This is a genomic window from Arenimonas caeni, assembly GCF_003024235.1.
Classification (GTDB): domain Bacteria; phylum Pseudomonadota; class Gammaproteobacteria; order Xanthomonadales; family Xanthomonadaceae; genus Arenimonas; species Arenimonas caeni.
This window is the reverse complement of sequence record NZ_KZ679094.1, coordinates 70,906-88,559: the sequence shown is the minus strand read 5'-3', so window position 1 is coordinate 88,559 and position 17,654 is coordinate 70,906. Positions and strand designations below refer to the sequence as shown.

Genomic DNA, 17,654 nt, shown 5'->3' with positions numbered 1-17,654 from the left:
GCCGCCGCCGGTGTTCGCGGAACCGCCGCGCAATGAACCGCCTCGGCACGAGCCTGCGCCCGTTGCGGCTGCCCCGGTGCAGCCGGCCGCGCCGGCCGCGCCCACGGGCGGCGGTGCCCGCCTGGCCAGCGCCGAAGACTGGCTCGACCTCGTCGCCGACGCCGGCCTGCGCGGCCCGGTGCGCGAGCTGGCGGCGCACTGCGCGTTCTGCGACTACGCCGACGGCGTGCTCTCGCTTTCGCTGCCCGACAGCTTCGACCACCTGCGCAGCGACTCGCTGCTGCGCCAGCTCGCCGCCGCGCTCGCGCCGCACCTGGGCGCCGAGCCCAGGCTGCGTTTCGAGGCCGCCAGGGCGGCCGCCGGCGAAACCCTGCACGACCGCACGCAGCGCCAGCGCGGCGAACGCCAGGCCGGTGCCGAGTCCGATTTCCTCTCCGACCCGGTCGTGGCCCAGCTGGTGAAGCAGGGCGCCACGCTCGTACCCGATTCCATCCGTCCCCTGGACGACCACTGACACGAAGGAAGACACCATGCGAGGCAACATCGCCCAACTCATGCAGCAGGCCCAGCGCATGCAGGACAACCTCAAGAAGGCCCAGGAAGAGCTGGGCAGCGTCGAGGTGCAGGGCCAGTCCGGCGGCGGCATGGTCAAGGTCACCCTGACCGGCAAGATGGAGTGCCGTGCCGTGCGCATCGACCCGTCGGTGCTGTCGGACGCCGAGATGCTCGAGGACCTGGTCACCGCGGCCTTCAACGACGCCGTCAACAAGGCCAACGAAGAGAGCCAGAAGCGCATGTCGGCCGCCACCGCCGGCATGCCGATCCCCCCGGGCATGAAGATCCCGGGCCTGTTCTGAGCCCCACGTGAGCGCCTCGCCGCTGCTGGCGCAGCTGATCGAGGCCCTGCGCTGCCTGCCGGGCGTCGGCAGCAAGTCGGCCCAGCGCATGGCCTACCACCTGCTCGAGCGCGACCGCGAGGGCGGACTGCGCCTGTCGGCCGCGCTGGCCGAGGCGGTGGAGAAGGTGGGCCACTGCGAGTCGTGCCGCGACTTCAGCGAGACGCCGGTCTGCGCGATCTGCGCCAGCGCCTCGCGCGAGCGCGGCTTGCTGTGCGCCATCGAGTCGCCCGCCGACCGGCTGGCGATCGAGACCGCCACCGGCTATCGCGGCCTGTACTTCGTGCTGCAGGGCCGGCTGTCGCCGCTCGACGGCATCGGCCCGAAGGAGCTCGGGCTCGACAAGCTGGCCGCGCGCCTGGCCCAGGGCGAGGTGCGCGAGCTGATCATCGCCACCAATCCCACCGTCGAGGGCGAAGCCACCGCGCATTACCTGGCGCAGCTGGCGCGGCAGGCGGGCGTCACGCCCAGCCGGCTCGCGCACGGCCTGCCGCTGGGCGGCGAGCTGGAGTACGTCGACCGCGGCACGCTCGCGCACGCCTTCGGTTCACGCAGCGAAATCCCTTCCTGAGGAGCGGCCATGGCCACGATTTTCGACAAGATCATCGCCCGCGAGATCCCCGCCGACATCGTCCACGAGGACGAGCACGTGCTGGCCTTCCGCGACATCAACCCGCAGGCGCCGGTGCACGTGCTGTTCATCCCGAAAAAGCCCGTCGCCACGCTCAACGAGCTGGCACCCGGCGACGAAGTCCTGGCCGGCCGCCTGGTGATGGCGGCCGCGGCCTGGGCGAAGAAGGAAGGTTTCGCCGAAAACGGCTACCGGGTGGTGTTCAACACCAATCGCGACGGCGGCCAGAGTGTGTACCACATCCACCTGCACCTGCTGGCCGGGCGCGCCATGCACTGGCCGCCCGGCTGAGGCGCGGGGCGATCACCACCAGAACGGGTGGCGCTCGATGATGACGTCGACGTCCTTGCGCTCGGGCCACAGGTAGATCACGTCGGCGTCAACGAGCGGATAGCGGTAGTCGTAGTCACCGACCTTGCGGTTCTCGAAGCCGCTGGTGCGGCCGATGATCGTGATCTCGCGGCCGGCCAGGAATACCTCCGGATCGTAGAAGCCGGCGCGGCAGGCGATGAAGCGGCCGTCGCTCTGGTCGCGCGCCAGCGGCCGGCCGTCGCTGCCCAGGCGCACGCCGACGATCTCGAAGCAGCTGCGGTCGGAGAGCGGCTCGACCTTCACCACGCGACCGCCCCAGCGCACCAGGTCGCCGCTGGCGCCCGAGCGTACGACGTCGCCGGGCTGCACCGGCGCGAAGCTGCCCTGCAGCGGCTTGGGCGCGGTGACGCAGCCGGCCAGGGCCAGCGTGGCGAACAGGGGAAGCAACATCCGGACGCGGGACGACGGGCGCTTCATGGCAGGTCTCCGTTTCGACGAGGGGTGCGGGTGGGACGGAAGGCGCGAAGGTCGGCGACCAGGCGCCCGAGTTCATCCCCGGACAGTCCGTCCGGAGCGTATCGGCCAGCGGCATAACGCCGGCTGAGTGATTCCAGGGCTTCCGACTGGGCGGGCAGGGCCTCCGACAGACGGCGCCCGTAGGCCAGCGGCGGCTCCCAGGCGGGCTTGCCGAGACCGGCGCGGCGCATGCGCTTGGTGAAGACGAACCAGGCGGCGACCAGCGGGTCGCGGCTGGCCGGCTGGCCGCGCATCAGGTACCACAGGGTCAGCAGCATCACCGTGCCGGCGCCGATGGCGAAGGCCAGGCCCAGCTGGCCGGCGCTGGCCTGGTCGACGCCGAGCGGCCGGAACAGTCGCGCCTGGCGGTCGGCGTCGAAGGCCAGCACCAGGTCGTTCCAGCCGCGACGTGCCCAGTCGGCCAGGTCGCGGACCGGCGTGAAGGCCTCGGGCAGCAGGGACTCGGCGCGCTGGCGGTCCTCGACGGTATCGAGGATGCGGATCGGCGCCACGGCCGCGGTCGGGTCCACCCGGGTCCAGCCGCGGCCCTCGAGCCAGACTTCGGTCCAGGCGTGTGCGTCCATGCGCCGCACCACCCAGTAGTCGGCATAGGGATTGCGGTAGCCGCCGGCGTAGCCAATCACCACGCGGCTGGGAATGCCGGCCGCGCGCATCAGGACGGCGAAGGCCGAGCTGAAGTGCTGGCAGAAGCCGACCTTCGAATCGAACAGGAACTCGTCCACGCCGTGCAGGCCCGTGGGCGGCACTGTGAGGCTGTAGCTGAACTCGGCGCCGATCCACTCCAGCGCCCGGCGCACCACGGCCACGTCGCTGCCGCCGCTTTCGGCGCTCCACTGCCGGCCCAGCGCGAGCGTGCGCGGGTTCAGATCGGGGGGCAGGGCGGTGGCACGCAGCCAGTCGCCCGGGCCGAGCGCGGCCTGCAGGCGGGCGTCGGGGTCCGACCGGCCGGTGTACTTGATCAGGCGCGATACCGGGATGTCCGAGACCACGCTGGCATCGGCGCGCAGGCGGGTGCCCGCGGGTGCTTCCAGCGGCCGGTCGAGCACCAGCAGGTAACGCTGGTCGGTGGGCTCGAGCGAGAGTTCGTACTCGACCACGCCGCCCGGGCCGGGTACCGGCGCGGCGGCTTCGCCGAGCGGCCTGCGCTCGCGCGTCCAGCTGCGGCCGTCGAAGTCCCAGAGCACCTGCGCACGCCAGTACATGTCCTGGCGCGAGGGCGGCGTGCCGGCGAAACGCACGCGCGCCGCCGGCAGGTCGCTGCTGAACAGGTCGATCCACTGGTCCGGGGTCATGCGGTCGTCCAGGCCGCCGCGCCCGAGCGCATTCTCGGGCATGCCCCACAGCGGCGTGGCCAGGCGCGGGAACAGCCAGAACCCGGCCAGCGCCAGCGGCAGCGCCACCAGCACGGCCATGCCGGTGCCACGCAGGCGCGAGCGGTCGAAGGCCGGTGCCGGCTGGCCGGGCCGGTATTCGGCCAGCATCGCCAGCGCCGGCAGCAGCAGCGCGAGCGCCAGCAGCGACAGCGCCATCACCAGCGGGCCCTGGTCCTGCAGGAAGGCGGCGAAGGGCGCGAACAGGGAAAAGCCCAGCAGGCTCTGCGCATCGCGACGGTTTTGGGTTTCGCCCGGCTTGACCGCCAGCAGCGCGGCCAGCAGCGCCGTGCCGGTGTCGCGTCCGAGGTTGAAGCCAAAGGTGAACACTATGTAGGCCGCTACGCCCAACAGGAGCACCATCCGGAGCGCACCCGGCCAGCGCCGGTCGAAGCCGTAGCCGAGCGCGGCGGTCGCGCCCAGCGCCAGCGCGAGCGGCGCCGGCACCTGCAGCAGCAGCGGCAGCAGGCAGGCCGCGGCGGCGGCCATGCACCAGCGGCGCAGCGGCGTCGGCAGGCGCTCAGGCATCGGGCATCAGGGCCAGTGCGCGCAGGCAGGCGTGGCGGTGCTCGGGGCCGCGGCCCGGGCCGATCACCGTGCCCGGCAGGTGCAGGCGGAAGCGGTGGCCCAGGCGTTCGGCATCCACCACCCAGCGGGCCAGGCGGCGGATGCGTGCCTCGTGGGCCAGGCCCTGCAGCGCGTCCCAGGCCAGTTCGATTTCGCGCGGGGCGCTGGCCTCGTATTCACGCACCAGCAGCCGGCCCGAGCTCGCCGAGGGCTTCCAGGCGATCTGCTTGCGGGCGTCGCCGGGGCGGTACTCGCGCAGGTGGTGGGGCTGCTCGCCGTGCTGGCGGGTCCGGCGCGAGGCGCTGTCGCCGCCGTGCGCGGGCAGCGGCACCTCGCCGGCCTCGGGCAGCGGATAGACCAGCAGGCGCGCGCGCGGCAGCAGCCAGCTCCAGGCCCGCGCCAGGCCCAGGGGCCGGATCGTCGACAGGCGCAGGCGTCCGGGCTCGAGCCAGCCGCGACGCGCGGTCGGCAGCGCCAGCACGACTTCGGCGCGCTCGCCGGGCATGAGGTCGAAGGCGGCCTGCACGGGGCCGGCGGCGAGTTCCAGGCCGGGCCGGCGGCGCAGCCCGGTGGCCTCGAAGGCGGCGCGCACGGCCATCGGCTGGCCGGCGAACACCGGCTCGGCATGCAGGGCCACCATGCGCAGCCCCGACAGCGACAGGTGCGCCTGCACCAGGCTGTTGTGGGCGACGGCCGCGGTGACGAAGGCGAGCAGCAGCGCCGGGTTGTTGTTGTAGTTCAGCCCGCCGAGCACCATCGCGCCCAGCATCAGGGCCAGGAACAGGCCGAAGCCGGTGGGCAGCACGTAGATGCGCCGGCGGTCGATATGCACCGGCAGCGTTTCCGGCGCGCGCGGCCTGACCAGGGGCAGGCGCGAGAGGCGTTCGCCCAGGCGTTCGGCGAGGTCCGGCACGTGCGGCATGGCCGTCAGTCCACGGCCACCGTCCGCAGGATCGCCTCGGCCAGGCCGTCCCGGCGCTCGGCCTCGGATTCGGGCACCAGGCGATGCGCGGCGACCGCGGCGAACAGCGCCTGCACGTCCTCGGGCAGCGCATGGTCGCGGCCGTCGAGCAGCGCCAGGGCGCGCGCGCCGCGCAGCAGGCCCAGGCCGGCGCGCGGCGACAGCCCCACCTGCACGCCCGGGTGCCGGCGGCTTTCCTGCAGCAGGGCCTGCACGTAGGCCACCAGCGCCTCGCTGGCATGCACGCTGCCGACCGCGCTGCGAAGCGCGAGCACGTCCTCGCCCGACAGGCGCGGCATCGAATGGGCGATCAGGTCGCGGCGGTCGGCGCCGGCCAGCATCTCGCGTTCGGCGGCCGCCTCCGGGTAGCCCAGGTGCAGGCGCAGCAGGAAACGATCCATCTGCGAATCCGGCAGCGGGAAGGTGCCGGCCAGGTCCACCGGGTTCTGCGTGGCGATGACGAAGAAGGGCTGCGGCAACGCGTGCGTGGTGCCGTCCACCGTCACCTGGTGTTCGGCCATGGCCTCGAGCAGGGCGCTCTGCGTGCGCGGCGGCGCGCGGTTGATCTCGTCGGCCAGCAGCAGCTGGGTGAACACCGGGCCGGCGTGGAAGCGGAATTCGCGCGCGGCCTGGTCGTAGATCGACACGCCGATGATGTCCGAGGGCAGCAGGTCGGAGGTGAACTGCATGCGCTGGAAGTCCAGGCCCAGGCTCGCGGCCATCGCGCGCGCCAGCGTGGTCTTGCCCAGGCCCGGCAGGTCCTCGATCAGCAGGTGGCCACCGGCGAGCAGGGTGGTGAAGGCCAGCCGCACCTCGCGTGGCTTGCCCAGCACGAGCTGGTTCACCTGCGCCTCGGCGTCGGCGAGTGCCAGGCGCGTGCGCTCGGTTAGGATGTCGGCGTTCGATGCCTTCGCTTGCATGCGGGGGTCCTGGCGTAGGTTGTTCGAAGGATACCTTGGTGGATGCTGGCATGCGGCCCGGTTCGACGCGCGTGAAGTTCCCCGCGGTTTGGGCTGCGGTACTGATGGCCAAGCTGTTGCTGGCCGCGTGGCTGCAGCCCTTCGGCGACGAGGCCTTCTATGCGCAGGAAGCGCGCCACCCGGCCTGGGCGTATTCCGACCTGCCGGGCCTGACCGCCTGGCTGGCCTGGCTCGGCACGGCCGTCGGCGGGCCGTCGATCTTCGCGGTGCGGCTGCCCTTCGTCCTGCTCGGTTCGCTGCTGCCCTGGCTGGCCTGGCGCATCGCGCACCGCTGGTTCGGCGAGGCCGCCGCGTGGCAGGCGGCCTGGCTGGTGCTGCTGATGCCGCTGGGTGGCGCGATGGGCGTGCTGGCCTTGCCCGACGTGCCGATGCTGGTGGCGGCGCTGCTGTGCCTGGATGCGTTCGCGGCGCTGCTCGCCCGCGCCGGCTGGCCGGCCTTCGTGCAGCTGGCGCTGGCGCTGGCGATGGGGGCGTTGACGCACTACCGGTTCGCCCTGGTGGTGCTGGCCGGCGCGGCCGGCCTGCTGGCGGTGCGCGAGGGGCGCGCGCTGCTGCGCCATCCTGGCCTTTGGCTGGCGCTGGCGGCGGGCGCGGCGGCGTGGTGGCCGGTGCTGGCCTGGAACCTGGCCAACCAGGGCGCCGGCGTGGATTTCCAGTTCGTGCAGCGGCATCCCTGGCAACCGCAGGCCGCCGGGCTGTGGTGGCTGCCGGTGCAGGCCCTGGTGGTGACGCCGCCGCTGTTGCTGCTGTTGCTGGCGACGCTGGCCGCGGCCTGGCGCCGGCGCGGCGGCGACGAGCCGGCCTGGCCGCTGCTGCTCGGCCTGGGCGCCGTGGCGGTGCCTGGCTATTTCCTGCTCGGCTTCTTCGCCGACGGCGAGCGCGTGAGCTTCCACTGGCCACTGGCCGGCTGGCTGGCGCTGTGCACGGCGGCGCCGGTGCTGCTGTCGCGCTGGCGGCCCTGGGCGCGGCGAGTGGTGTACGGATTCGCAGCGGCAGGCCTGTGTGCCCTGCTGGCCTACCTGGCGGTGCTGGCGACGCCGGCGGGGCGCGCCTGGCTGGCAGCCGGCCCGGCGTATGCCGACAACCTTTCAGGCTGGAACGAGGTGGCGCGGGCGGTGCGCGGTGACCTGGCTGCGATGCCGCCCGGCACCCTGCTGGTGGCCGACAACTTCATGCTCGGCGCGCAGCTCTCGCTGGCCCTCGGCAGCGAAGTGCGCGTGCTCGAGCACCCGCTCAACGCCAAGCACGGCCGCGCCGTCCAGCTGCAGCAGTGGGGCCTGCTCGAGCGCGGTGAATCGCTGCAAAGCGGCGCGCCCGTGCTGCTGGTGGTCGAAGACACGGCGCGGCCGCTCAGGGCGCGGCTCGATGGCTATCGCGAGCTGTGCACGCTGGCCGGCGTGCTGCCATCGCCGCGCGTGCTCAATGTCGACCAGGGGCGCAAGCGCTTCCTGCGGTTCGGGTTGGCGTCGCCAGCTGCGCTCGCGGACGCCCGCGCGGATGCGGAGGCGGACGGAGGCGTTCCCGCGCACGCGGCCTGCGTGCTGCCCGCGCTGGCCTGGGTCGATTCGCCGCAACCCGGCGAGGCCATCGCGGGCGAGCTGCGCGTCGAGGGCTGGGCGCTCAAATCCGGCGCGGGCCTGGCGCGCGTCGAGGTGCTGCTCGATGGCGAGGTCGTGGCGCAGGCAAACCACGGCCTGCCGCGCCCCGATGTCGCGGACTACTGGGGCCTGCCGGCCTCCGATGGCGACGCGTTCGGGTTCACTGCCGAGGTTCCGCTCGGTGGGCGCGAACCGGGCCGGGCCTGGCTCGGCCTGCGCCTGCACGCCACCGACGGCGGCGTCGAGGACTGGCCGGCGATGCCGGTGGAACTGCGCTAGGGCAGGGCGAACCCGGCCGCGCGCAGCGCCGCCGACAGGGCGATCAGCGGCAGGCCGACCAGCGCGGTCGGATCGCGGGTTTCGATCGCCTCGAACAGGCTGATGCCCAGGCCCTCGCACTTGAAGCTGCCGGCGCAGTCCAGGGGCGACTCGGCGTCGACATAGCGGGCGATCTCATCCGGGCCGAGGGAGCGGAAACGCACGACGGTCAGGTCCTGGCCGGCGTGCATCGCGCCGTCGGCCAGGTGCAGCAGGCAGAAGGCGGTGTGGAAGCGCTGGCTGCGGCCGGACGCCGCCGCGAGCTGGGCCAGGGCGCCGGCGCGGTCGCCGGGCTTGCCGACCGCCAGGCCGTCGCGTTCAGCCACCTGGTCCGAGCCGATCACCCAGGCGCCGGGGTGGCGCGCGGCCACGGCCCGGGCCTTGGCTTCGGCCAGGCGGGCGGCCAGCACGACCGGTGGTTCGCCGGGCAGGGCCGTTTCGTCGACCTCGGGGCGCTCGACCGAGAACGGCAGGCCCAGCCGCCCGAGCAGCTCGCGCCGGTAGCGCGAGGTCGAGGCCAGCACCAGGGCGCTCATGGCCGGTTTTCGGGGCGGCGCAGGGCCGCCGGTTCGCGCTGGGCGGCCTGTTCGCTGGCTTCGGTGGCCTCGGCCAGGGCCTCGCCGGCCCGGTCCAGGGCGGCCAGTTCCCCGGCCAGGCGGTCGCGGGCGCGGCCCAGGGCGGCACAGGCGGCGTCGAGCTCGGACTGGCGGGCGGCCTGGCCGTGGTGCTTGATCCACAGCCGGTGCTGGAGCAGGTCGCGCTTGGCCTCGCGCACCGGCAGGGTGCTGTCGATCGAGGCCTGGGCCACGGCGGCGATGTCCCGGGGCACGCGCCCGACCACCCCCTGGAGGGCGCGCATGCGCACCTGGCTCAGGTCGAGCAGGCTTTCCATTTCGTCGGCGAGGTCGAGCAGGCGGCGCAGGCTGCGGTCGCGGCGGCGGCCCCGGACGATCCACCAGAGCAGGAGGAAGGCCAGCACGAGGCCGGCGAGGCCGAAGAGGGTGATCAGGCTGGGCATGCGGGCTCCGTGGCAGCGGGCAGTCTGCACCAGCGCCGGCGGGGGCGGCAAACCCTTGTCGGCGCAAGCGCTTAGGTTTGACAGTGCTGGTCTGCAGGCCTACAATTTCGCGCTTATGTCCGCTCCCTTGCCTCCCGTGCTCGATGCCTGGCGCATGGTTGCGGCCAAACGGCTGTTCGAAGGCCGCCTTCCGCTGTCCGGGATGCCCCGGCTGCTGCCGGCGCTGGCGGACGCCGAAGGTGATTGCCGCTTCGGGCTGGAATTCGGCGTGGATGCGATGGGCATGCGCTACGTCGAGGTCCGGGTCGAGGCCAAGCTGCCGCTGGTCTGCCAGCGCTCGCTCGAGCGGTTCATGTACCCGGTGCGCGTCAGCCAGCGCCTGGGCCTGATCACCGACGAGTCGCAGGAAGCGGCGCTGCCGGAGGGCGTTGAACCCCTCCTGCTCGACGCCAGCGGCGAGCTCGACCCGGCCGGCCTGGTGGAGGACGAACTGATCCTCGCCGTGCCGGTGGTACCGATCGACCCCGACGCGAAGGACGTCATGGCCACCTGGCCGGCGGACCTCGAAGAGGAAGAGAAACCGAACCCTTTCGCCGCGCTCGCCGCGTTGAAGGAACAGAAGAAGTAGTTGGAGACAAGCCATGGCCGTCCAGAAGTCCCGTGTCACCCCGTCCCGCCGCGGCCAGCGCCGCTCGCACGACGCCCTCACCGCCAAGCAGCTGGCCACCGACCCGACCACGGGCGAGACCCACCTGCGCCACCACGTCACCAAGGACGGTTACTACCGCGGCCGCAAGGTCGTGGAGACCAAGTCCGGCTCGGTGGTCGAGGAAGACTGAGGCCGCGTCCCGCCCCGCGGGGCGGAGCGAGTCGTTCCAGGCGCGGCGGGCCGGTCCCGCCGCGCGCGTTTTTGACGGTCAGCCGGAGGGAGTTGCCATGGCCGTGTTCTCGCGTATCGCCGGTACCGGCAGTGCCTTGCCGGCCAAGGTGCTGACCAACCAGGATCTCGAGAAGTTCGTCGAAACCAGCGACGAATGGATCGCCACGCGCACCGGCATCCGCCAGCGCCACGTCGCCGCCGAAGGCGAGACCACCGCCGACCTGGCCGAGCGCGCGGCTCGCGCCGCCATGCAGGCCGCCGGCGTCGAGGCCTCCGAGCTCGACATGATCGTGCTCGGCACCACCACGCCCGACCTCATCTTCCCGTCCACGGCCTGCCTCGTGCAGCACCGGCTGGGCGCCAACGGCTGCGCCGCCTTCGACGTCAACGCCGCCTGCTCGGGCTTCCTGTACGCGCTCAGCGTCGCCGACAGCTTCATCCGCGCCGGAAACGCCCGCACCGTGCTGGTGATCGGCGCCGAGACGCTGACCCGCATGCTCGACTGGTCCGACCGCAACACCTGCGTGCTGTTCGGCGACGGTGCCGGCGCGGTGGTGCTCAAGGCCGATGCCGAGGCCGGCATCCTCTCGACGCACCTGCACGCCGACGGCGGCAAGAAAGAGCTGCTGTACAACCCGGTGGGCGTCTCGGTGGGCTTCAAGCCCGGCGAAAAGAACGCCGGCGTGCGCGTGCTGATGACCGGCAACGAAGTCTTCAAGCATGCGGTCAGGGCGCTCGACGCCGTCGTCGACGAAACCCTGGCCGCCAACGGCCTGGCCAAGTCCGACCTGGACTGGCTGATCCCGCACCAGGCGAACCTGCGCATCATCGAAGCCACGGCCAAGCGCCTGGAAATGTCGATGGACCGGGTCATCGTCACCGTCGACAAGCACGGCAACACGTCTTCCGGTTCGGTGCCGCTGGCGCTGGACGAGGCCGTGCGCTCGGGCAAGGTGCAGCGCGGCCAGCTGCTGCTGCTCGAAGCCTTCGGCGGCGGCTTCACCTGGGGCTCCGCGCTCATCCGCTACTGAGCCATGGCCCTCACCCGGGTCCAGCCGGCCACCTGGGAAGGCCAGCGCGCCTGGCGCAAGACGTATGCCGAGGGCGGGCACCGCCGGCGCCTGGCCGCCTTGCGCTGGGTCGCCCGCCGCCTGGGCGCCAATTCACTGCTCGCGCCCGTGCCGCTCACCGCCGAGCGTGCCTGCCGGACCGAACAGTCGATGATCAACCGCCTCGCGGCGCTGGGCGTGCGCGTGCCGCCCCTGCTCGAGGTCGGTGATCGCGAGCTGCTGCTGGGCGACCTCGGGCCGACGCTCGCCGTCGCCTGCCGCGCGCAGGCCGATCCGCAGTCGCGCCGCGAGCTGGTCGCGCTGGGGCTGCGCGCGATCGGCGAAGTGCATGCGCGGGGTGGCTACCTGAGCCAGGCCTTCGCCCGCAACCTGACCATCCGCGATGGCGAGATCGGCTTCATCGACCTTGAGGAAGATCCGGCCACGATGATGTCGCTGGCCGCGGCGCAGGCGCGCGACCTGCTGTTCTACGCCCATTCGACCGCACGCTTCCTCTCGGGCCAGCCGGGCATGCATGCCGCGCTTTTGCGCGAGCACCTGCAGGGCGTGCCGGCCGCCGTGCGCGCCGAAGTCGCGCGCACCACCCATGCGCTGCGCTGGCTGGTGCCGCCCGCGCGCCTGTTCGGCGGGCGCTCGCGCGAGGTCGCCGAGGCGCTCGCGAGCCTGGCCGCCGCCTGCCGCTGACCCTACGCGCCGGTACAGACGGAACCGGCCCGGCCTCGCTTATGATTCGCCGGTTCCGTTTCCCGGGTTGAAGATGAGCCAGTCCATCGCATTCGTATTCCCCGGCCAGGGCTCCCAGTCGCTGGGCATGCTGGCCGAACTCGCCGCAGCGCATCCGGAAGTGCGCGCCGCCTTCGACGAGGCGTCGCAGGGCGCCGGCGTCGACCTGTGGGCGCTGTGCCAGCAGGGTCCCGAGGAGCAGCTCAACCAGACCGAGTTCACCCAGCCGGCGCTGCTGGCCGCGGGCGTGGCCACCTGGCGCGCCTGGCTGGCGCGCGGCGGTGCTCGCCCGGCGCTGCTGGCCGGCCACAGCCTCGGCGAGTACGCCGCGCTGGTGGCGGCCGGTGCGATCGGCCTGGCCGACGGCGCGAAGCTGGTGCGCGAGCGCGGCCGGCTGATGCAGGCTTCGGTGCCCGCCGGCACCGGCGCCATGGCCGCGGTGCTGGGCACCGAGGACGCACTCGTGGCCGAGGTCTGCGAGGCCGTCGCGGGCGATGGCGTGGTGGTGCCGGCCAACTTCAATTCGCCGGGCCAGTTGGTGATCGGCGGCGACGCCGCCGCGGTCGATCGCGCGCTGGCCGAGCTGCAGGCCCGCGGCGTGCGCAAGGCGGTGAAACTGGCGGTGTCGGTGCCCTCGCACACGCCGCTGATGCGCGAGGCCGCCAACCGCCTGTCCGAGGTGATGTCGGCGATGGACTGGAACGAGCCGTCGATCCCGGTGGTGCAGAACGTCGACGGCGAAGTGCACGAAGGCGTGCAGGCCATCCGCGACGCGCTGGTGCGCCAGCTCTACCTGCCGGTGCGCTGGACCGAATGCGTGCAGGCCCTGGCCGCCCGCGGCGCCACCCGCATCGCCGAATGCGGCCCGGGCAAAGTCCTCACCGGCCTGGCCAAGCGCATCGACAAGTCCCTCGACGCCCGCGCCCTCGGCACCCCCGCCGACTTCGACGCCGCCCTCGCGGAGTGGAAGGACTGATTTTCTTGCCACGGATGAACACGGATGTACACGGATAAGAGCAGATGAGAAATGGGGAGGTTTCCTGTCCCTGATCCGCTTTTATCCGTGTCCATCCGTGCCCATCCGTGGCCAAATCCTGATTCGGGAGTACGAAGATGTCTGAAGTGCTGAAGGGTGAGATCGCGATCGTGACCGGTGCGAGCCGTGGCATCGGCGCGGCGATCGCCGACGAGCTGGCGGCGCTGGGCGCCACGGTCATCGGCACGGCCACGTCCGAGGCCGGCGCCGCCGCCATCGGCGAGCGGCTGGCGGGCAGGGGCGGGGCGGGACGCAAGCTCGACGTCGCCGACGGCGCCGACGTTGAGGCCGTGTTCGACGAGGTCGCCAAGACCTTCGGTCCGGTCACCATCCTGGTCAACAACGCCGGCATCACCCGCGACAACCTGCTGATGCGCATGAAGGACGAGGACTGGCAGGCCATCCTCGACACCAACCTCAGCTCGGTCTTCCGCACGTCCAAGGCGGTGATGCGCGGCATGATGAAGGCGCGCAAGGGCCGCATCATCAACATCGCCTCCGTCATCGGCGTCACCGGCAACGCGGGGCAGGCGAACTACGCCGCCGCCAAGGCCGGCATCATCGCCTTCAGCAAGTCGCTGGCCAAGGAAATCGGCAGCCGCGGCGTCACCGTCAACGTGGTGGCCCCGGGCTTCATCCAGACCGACATGACCAAGGACCTGCCCGAGGCATCGCGCCAGGCGCTCGAGGGCCAGATCGCCCTCGGCCGCCTCGGCGAGCCGGCCGACATCGCCCGGGCCGTGGCCTTCCTGGCGGGCCCGGCGGCGGCCTACATCACCGGCGAGACCCTGCACGTAAATGGCGGCATGTACATGCCCTAACCCCTTGTGGCGGCTGGATTTGCGATAGAATCCCGCCTCCCGATCCCAGGCCGCGGCGCGACAGGCGCCCGCCGCGTCCGGCATTTGATTACAATGCGCCCGCAAACATCCCTCCGGGAGGAGACAGATCCATGAGCAGCATCGAAGAACGCGTCAAGAAAATCGTCATCGAGCAGTTGGGCGTGAAGGAAGAGGAAGTCACCGTGAACGCCTCGTTCGTGGACGACCTCGGCGCCGACTCCCTGGATACCGTCGAGCTGGTCATGGCCCTCGAAGAAGAGTTCGAGTGCGAGATCCCGGACGAAGAGGCCGAGAAGATCACCTCCGTCCAGCAGGCCATCGACTACATCAAGGCCCACGTCAAGGCCTGATCGCCTGACGTTTTCGACGCCGGGGCCGCGCTTGCGCGGCCCTGCGCGTTTGCGGCCTCCGGCCCGGATGCCGGAGCAAATGTCGGCACGAGCGCCGGCGCATGCGTGGCGCTGCCGCGCACCCTGAATCCATAGCGGAGTTTCGCCATGAGTCATCGTCGCGTCGTCGTCACCGGCATGGGCATCGCCTCGCCCATCGGCAACACCCTTGATTCGGCCTGGGAAAGCATCCAGGCCGGCCGCAGCGGCATCGGCCCGATCACCCATTTCGACGCCTCCGCCTATGCGACCCGCATCGCCGGCGAAGTGCGCGATTTCGACGCCAAGTCCTTCCTGCCGCCCAAGGACGTCAAGAAGATGGACACCTTCATCCACTACGGGCTGTGGGCCAGCCTGCAGGCGATGCAGGACGCGGGGCTGGAGGTGACGGACGAGAACGCCGAGCGCATCGGCGTGCTGATCGGCTCGGGCATCGGTGGCGTGCGTGGCATCGAGGACACCGCCATCACCCTGCACGAGGGCGGCCCGCGCAAGGTCTCGCCCTTCTACGTGCCCAGCACCATCATCAACATGCTGCCGGGCCAGCTGACGATCATGAAGGGCATCAAGGGCCCGAACTTCTCCGCCGTCTCGGCCTGCGCCACCGCCAACCATTCGATCGGCACGGCGATGCGCATGATCCAGTACGGCGACGCCGACATCATGGTCGCGGGCGGCGCCGAGCATGGCTGCACCCCGACCTCGGTGGGCGGCTTCTGCTCGATGAAGGCCATGTCCACCCGCAACGACGAGCCCACGCGCGCCTCGCGGCCCTGGGACCGGGACCGCGACGGCTTCGTGCTCGGCGACGGCGCCGGCATCCTCGTGCTCGAGGAGTACGAACACGCCAAGGCCCGCGGCGCCCGCATCTACTGCGAACTGGCCGGCTTCGGCGCCAGCTCCGACGCCTTCCACATGACCGCGCCGAGCGAGAACGGCGAGGGCGCGGCGCGCTGCATGCGCGCGGCGCTCAAGGACGCCGGCGTCAACGCCGAGCAGGTCGGCTACCTCAACGCGCACGGCACCTCCACGCCGCTGGGCGACCTGGGCGAGACGATGGCCATCAAGGCCGCGCTCGGCGAGCACGCCTACAAGACGATGGTCAGCTCCACCAAGTCGATGACCGGCCACCTGCTGGGCGCCGCCGGCGGCGTCGAGGCGATCTTCTCGGTGCTGGCGCTGCACACCGGCGTCATCCCGCCGACCATCAACCTCGAGAACCCGGGCGAGGGCTGCGACCTCGACTACGTGCCCAACACCGCGCGCCAGGCCAGGATCGACGTGGCCGTCTCCAACGGCTTCGGATTCGGCGGCACCAACGGCTCCCTGGTGTTCAAGCGCCTCTGAGCGCGCCGCGCCCGGTCGCCGCGATGCACGTCCTCGCGCTGCCGCCGGGCACCGACCTGCTGCGCCTGCAGGCCGCCGACCCGGCCCGCTTCCCGCTGCTGCTCGAGAGCGTGGCGGGGGGCAATGCCCTTTCCCGCTGGGACCTGCTTCTGGCCACCGACGGCAGCGGCCTGCGCCTGGACGCCGACGGCCGGGTGCGCACGCTGCAGGACGGGGCCGCGGTGGGCGACGACTTCCTGGGCGAGCTCGACGCCCGCTGGGCGGCGGAGCGCCAGCCCGCCATCGACGCCACGCTGCCGTTCCGCGGCGGCTGGGGCCTGTTCCTCGCCTACGAGCTGGCCGGCCAGGTCGAGCCCCGCCTGCGCCTGCCGCAGGCCCCGGGTCCGCTGCCGGTGGCCGTAGCCTGGCGCTGCCCGGCGGCGGTGCTGCGCGACCGCGCCAGCGGCGAGTGCTTCGCGGTGGCCGAGGCCGGCGCCGGCGACTGGCTTGGGCGGCTCGCGGCCGCGCCGATGGCGCCGCCGCCGGCACCCTTCGAGCCGCCGGTGCTGTCCGAGGACGAACCGGCCCGGTTCACCGACGGCGTGGCCCGCATCCACGACTACCTGCGCGCCGGCGACGTCTTCCAGGTGAACCTCTCGCGCGCGTGGCGCGCCCGCTTCGCGTCGGCGCCCGATCCGGCCGCGGTTTACGCGCGGCTGCGCGAGAACAACCCGGCGCCCTTCGCCGGCCTGATGCGCCTGGGCGACGCGGCGCTGCTCAGCTCGTCGCCCGAGCGCCTAGTCTCGGTGCGCGGCCGGCGCATCGACACGCGCCCGATCGCCGGCACCCGCCCGCGTTTCGCCGGCGACGACGACCAGGCGCGCATCCGCGACCTGGTCGGCAACCCGAAGGAGCGCGCCGAGCACGTGATGCTGATCGACCTCGAGCGCAACGACATCGGCCGCGTCTGCGAGCCGGGCAGCGTGCGCGTGGACGAGCTGATGGCGGTCGAAAGCTACGCGCACGTGCACCACATCGTCTCCAACGTCACCGGCACCCTGCGGGCCGGCACCACGCCGGGCGGGGTGGTGCGGGCGGTGTTCCCGGGCGGCACCATCACCGGCGCGCCCAAGGTGCGCTGCATGGAGATCATCGCCGCGCTCGAGGGCGAGGGCCGCGGCGCCTACACCGGCGCCTTCGGCTACCTCGACAACGACGGCGACCTCGACCTCAACATCCTGATCCGCAGCGCCTGGCTGCAGGGCCGCGAGCTGCAGTTCCGCACCGGTGCCGGCATCGTGGTCGACTCGGATGCGGCGCGCGAGCTCGACGAGACCCGCGCCAAGGCCCGTGGCCTGCTGCGTGCGCTGGGGGCGGCCGGGTGAGCGCGCTGGCCGTGCGGGTCTACCGCGGCCTGTCGCCGGTGCCCGCCGTCGACGCCGGCGACCGTGGCCTGGCCTATGGCGACGGCCTGTTCGAAACGATGCGGGTGGCGCGCGGCCGGCTGCCCTGGTGGCCGGCACACCACGCGCGCCTGGCACGTGGCGCCGCGGCGCTGGGCCTGGTGGCGCCGCCGCGCGACTGGCTCGAGGCGGGACTGGCCGCGCTGCTGGCCGGTGCGCCGTCCGACGCGGTGCTCAAGCTGGTGCTCACGCGGGGTGCCGGCGGACGCGGCTACGCGCCGCAGGGCGCCGGCGAGCCGACGCTGGTCCTGTCGCTGCACCCGCTGCCGGCGGCCATCGCGGCGCCGCTGGTGCTGCGCTGGTGCACGCTGCGGCTGGCGCTGCAGCCGGCGCTGGCGGGCCACAAGCACCTCAACCGGCTCGAGCAGGTGCTGGCGCGGGCCGAGTGGGACGATCCGGACGTGCACGAGGGCCTGCTGCTCGATGCCCGCGGCCGCGTCGCCTGCGCCACCGCCGCCAACGTGTTCGCGCGCATCGACGGCCGCTGGCTGACGCCGCGCGTGGACGAATGCGGCGTGGCCGGCGTCGCCCGCGCCTGGCTGCTCGACCGCGTGCCGGACGCCGCCGAGGCCGCGCTGTCGCCTGCGGACGTGGAATCGGCCGAGGCGCTTTTCCTGTGCAACGCGGTGCGCGGTATCCTGCCCGTGGGCCGCCTGGGCGAGCGGCGCTGGCCGCCGCATGAGGGCCTGCGCGCGCTGGCCGCGGCGATGGGCCGCGAACTGGCGGCAGGCTGAGGA

Annotated in this window: 21 protein-coding genes; 15 read left to right on the top strand and 6 right to left on the bottom strand. The window is 72.7% G+C overall.

The window, feature by feature from the left end:
- From C6N40_RS10810 to C6N40_RS10795, 4 genes are all read left to right on the top strand, one after another.
- Positions 1-514, top strand: a 514-nt coding sequence (locus tag C6N40_RS10810) for a DNA polymerase III subunit gamma/tau C-terminal domain-containing protein (RefSeq protein ID WP_338024596.1), incomplete at its 5' end; no start/stop codon positions are given.
- 16 nt (positions 515-530) lie between these two features.
- A complete protein-coding gene (locus C6N40_RS10805) occupies positions 531-857 on the top strand; it encodes a YbaB/EbfC family nucleoid-associated protein (protein ID WP_106991035.1) in 327 nt (108 codons plus the stop codon).
- Positions 858-864: 7 nt separating this feature from the next.
- Positions 865-1,467, top strand: coding sequence for a recombination mediator RecR (recR, locus tag C6N40_RS10800; protein ID WP_106991034.1), 603 nt, complete (start codon positions 865-867; stop codon positions 1,465-1,467).
- A 9-nt stretch (positions 1,468-1,476) separates the two neighbouring features.
- A complete protein-coding gene (locus tag C6N40_RS10795) occupies positions 1,477-1,818 on the top strand; it encodes a histidine triad nucleotide-binding protein (RefSeq protein ID WP_106991033.1) in 342 nt (113 codons plus the stop codon).
- Positions 1,819-1,830: 12 nt separating this feature from the next.
- Here C6N40_RS10795 and C6N40_RS10790 read toward each other — a convergent pair whose 3' ends face one another.
- The 4 genes from C6N40_RS10790 to C6N40_RS10775 are packed head-to-tail and all read right to left on the bottom strand — an operon-like array spanning position 1,831 to position 6,194.
- Positions 1,831-2,316 carry a Slp family lipoprotein gene (locus C6N40_RS10790; RefSeq protein WP_106991032.1) on the bottom strand — a complete coding sequence of 162 codons (486 nt, stop codon included), beginning with the start codon at positions 2,314-2,316 and terminating at the stop codon, positions 1,831-1,833.
- A complete protein-coding gene (locus tag C6N40_RS10785; protein ID WP_106991031.1) occupies positions 2,313-4,274 on the bottom strand; it encodes a transglutaminase TgpA family protein in 1,962 nt (653 codons plus the stop codon). The genes C6N40_RS10790 and C6N40_RS10785 overlap by 4 nt, the downstream gene beginning before the upstream one ends.
- Positions 4,267-5,235 (bottom strand): DUF58 domain-containing protein, encoded by a 969-nt coding sequence (locus C6N40_RS10780; protein ID WP_106991030.1) that lies wholly within the window; start codon positions 5,233-5,235, stop codon positions 4,267-4,269. The genes C6N40_RS10785 and C6N40_RS10780 overlap by 8 nt, the downstream gene beginning before the upstream one ends.
- A 5-nt stretch (positions 5,236-5,240) precedes the next feature.
- Positions 5,241-6,194: an AAA family ATPase gene (locus C6N40_RS10775; RefSeq protein WP_106991029.1), complete on the bottom strand. Its 954-nt coding sequence runs from the start codon at positions 6,192-6,194 to the stop codon at positions 5,241-5,243.
- A gap of 104 nt (positions 6,195-6,298) precedes the next feature.
- On the opposite strand from C6N40_RS10775, the gene C6N40_RS10770 reads away from it, so the two are divergent.
- Positions 6,299-8,131, top strand: coding sequence for a glycosyltransferase family 39 protein (locus C6N40_RS10770; RefSeq protein WP_240183505.1), 1,833 nt, complete (start codon positions 6,299-6,301; stop codon positions 8,129-8,131).
- On the opposite strand, the gene C6N40_RS10765 is transcribed toward C6N40_RS10770, so the two are convergent.
- Positions 8,128-8,706 carry a Maf family protein gene (locus C6N40_RS10765; protein WP_106991027.1) on the bottom strand — a complete coding sequence of 193 codons (579 nt, stop codon included), beginning with the start codon at positions 8,704-8,706 and terminating at the stop codon, positions 8,128-8,130. The two genes, C6N40_RS10770 and C6N40_RS10765, sit on opposite strands and share 4 nt — an antisense overlap.
- Positions 8,703-9,188 carry a hypothetical protein gene (locus C6N40_RS10760; protein WP_106991026.1) on the bottom strand — a complete coding sequence of 162 codons (486 nt, stop codon included), beginning with the start codon at positions 9,186-9,188 and terminating at the stop codon, positions 8,703-8,705. Before C6N40_RS10760 ends, C6N40_RS10765 begins: the two co-directional genes overlap by 4 nt.
- Positions 9,189-9,303: 115 nt before the next feature.
- Here C6N40_RS10760 and C6N40_RS10755 point away from each other — a divergent pair, with 115 nt between their 5' ends.
- From C6N40_RS10755 to pabC, 10 genes are all read left to right on the top strand, one after another.
- Positions 9,304-9,816, top strand: a complete 513-nt coding sequence (locus C6N40_RS10755) for a YceD family protein (protein WP_106991025.1) — start codon at positions 9,304-9,306, stop codon at positions 9,814-9,816.
- A 13-nt stretch (positions 9,817-9,829) separates the two neighbouring features.
- Entirely contained in the window at positions 9,830-10,027 is a 198-nt protein-coding gene (rpmF, locus tag C6N40_RS10750) for a 50S ribosomal protein L32 (protein WP_106991024.1), read from the top strand.
- A 97-nt stretch (positions 10,028-10,124) separates the two neighbouring features.
- A complete protein-coding gene (locus tag C6N40_RS10745; RefSeq protein WP_106991023.1) occupies positions 10,125-11,099 on the top strand; it encodes a beta-ketoacyl-ACP synthase III in 975 nt (324 codons plus the stop codon).
- A gap of 3 nt (positions 11,100-11,102) precedes the next feature.
- Positions 11,103-11,822: a BUD32 family EKC/KEOPS complex subunit gene (locus tag C6N40_RS10740; protein ID WP_106991022.1), complete on the top strand. Its 720-nt coding sequence runs from the start codon at positions 11,103-11,105 to the stop codon at positions 11,820-11,822.
- Positions 11,823-11,895: 73 nt separating this feature from the next.
- Positions 11,896-12,837: an ACP S-malonyltransferase gene (gene fabD / locus C6N40_RS10735; RefSeq protein ID WP_106991021.1), complete on the top strand. Its 942-nt coding sequence runs from the start codon at positions 11,896-11,898 to the stop codon at positions 12,835-12,837.
- A gap of 137 nt (positions 12,838-12,974) precedes the next feature.
- Positions 12,975-13,718 carry a 3-oxoacyl-ACP reductase FabG gene (gene fabG / locus C6N40_RS10730; protein ID WP_106991020.1) on the top strand — a complete coding sequence of 248 codons (744 nt, stop codon included), beginning with the start codon at positions 12,975-12,977 and terminating at the stop codon, positions 13,716-13,718.
- 131 nt (positions 13,719-13,849) lie between these two features.
- The gene (gene acpP / locus C6N40_RS10725; RefSeq protein ID WP_034210536.1) at positions 13,850-14,089 is read left to right on the top strand and encodes an acyl carrier protein; all 240 of its coding nucleotides are present in this window, start codon (positions 13,850-13,852) and stop codon (positions 14,087-14,089) included.
- Between the two features lie 147 nt (positions 14,090-14,236).
- Positions 14,237-15,475 (top strand): beta-ketoacyl-ACP synthase II, encoded by a 1,239-nt coding sequence (gene fabF, locus C6N40_RS10720; RefSeq protein ID WP_106991019.1) that lies wholly within the window; start codon positions 14,237-14,239, stop codon positions 15,473-15,475.
- A 23-nt stretch (positions 15,476-15,498) separates the two neighbouring features.
- A complete protein-coding gene (locus C6N40_RS10715) occupies positions 15,499-16,839 on the top strand; it encodes an aminodeoxychorismate synthase component I (protein ID WP_106991018.1) in 1,341 nt (446 codons plus the stop codon).
- Positions 16,836-17,651 (top strand): aminodeoxychorismate lyase, encoded by an 816-nt coding sequence (pabC, locus tag C6N40_RS10710; protein WP_205208596.1) that lies wholly within the window; start codon positions 16,836-16,838, stop codon positions 17,649-17,651. The genes C6N40_RS10715 and pabC overlap by 4 nt, the downstream gene beginning before the upstream one ends.
- Positions 17,652-17,654: the final 3 nt, after the last annotated feature.